Here is a 930-nt window from a genome sequence, read left to right as displayed (position 1 = left end):
GTGTTGGCGCGTCGTCCCGATGTGTCAGCCGCACAAGCCTCCGTGCTGGCCGCGCAAGCGCGCGTGGGCGTGGCGCAGAAGGCGTGGTTCCCGGCGGTCACGCTCACGGGCAATGCGGGGCATGCGTCGCCCGAGCTGGGCGATCTGTTCAAGTGGTCGGCCCGAGCCTGGGGCGTGAGTGCGCTGCTGTCGCTGCCGATCTTTGACGGCGGTCAGCGCGATGCCCAGATCGAGGGTGCCAAGGCCCGCCTGGAGGCTGCGCTGGCGGACCACCGGGGGCAGGTGCTCAATGCGTTTCGTGACGTGGAGGATCAGCTGACCTCGCTGCGTTTGCTCTCCGGCCAGGCCGAGGCGCAGGGGCGGGCGGTGACGGCCGCGCGGCGGGCGACGCAGTTGTCGGATGTGCGGTATCGCAATGGCTTGGTGAGCCAGTTGGAGTTGCTGGACGCGCGCCGCAGCGAGTTGCGCAATCGGCGGCAGGAGCTGCAGGTGCGGACGGCACAGTATGTGGCGACGGTGGGGTTGATTCGGGCGCTCGGAGGAGGGTGGGGGGATCAGCCTGTGGTGAAAGTGGCGGCTGCGCCGCAGTAGTTTTTGAGCGGTTTAGGCTGCTTGCGCTAGTGAAACATGCCTAGGTAGCTATTGATTTTGTAGTGTCTGGTTGTTGTGCTGATAGGGCCGTACGCCTGGCTTGAGTGCGGAGGCCGGGAGTCGCCCGGCGAGCGAGTAACTTTCTTTTGCTTCGCCAAAAGAAAGTCACCAAAGAAAAGGCGACCCCCAGTCTGCGACCCCTTCGCAACGCGAAGGGGCAAACCTGCGGCGGGGCGGCTGTGGGGTGCGCCGTGGAACTCACTGCGCTGCGTTGCAGCTTCGTTCAGACATCCACGGCGAGTCAGTGCACGAGGCATGGGCGCTCCGACGCCCATGCTC

General features: G+C 65.9%; 1 protein-coding gene. It reads left to right on the top strand.

All coding sequences use genetic code 11. The features are described from left to right. A partial coding sequence (locus tag DBR23_RS31335) for a TolC family protein (RefSeq protein ID WP_233250619.1) occupies positions 1-591 on the top strand: 591 nt, incomplete at its 5' end. Positions 592-930: the final 339 nt, after the last annotated feature.

The organism is Acidovorax sp. HMWF018 (assembly GCF_003061035.1).
GTDB classification, from domain to species: Bacteria; Pseudomonadota; Gammaproteobacteria; order Burkholderiales; family Burkholderiaceae_C; genus Acidovorax; species Acidovorax delafieldii.
The sequence above is the reverse complement of the archived record's forward strand: the minus strand, read 5'-3'. Positions and strand labels throughout refer to the sequence as shown.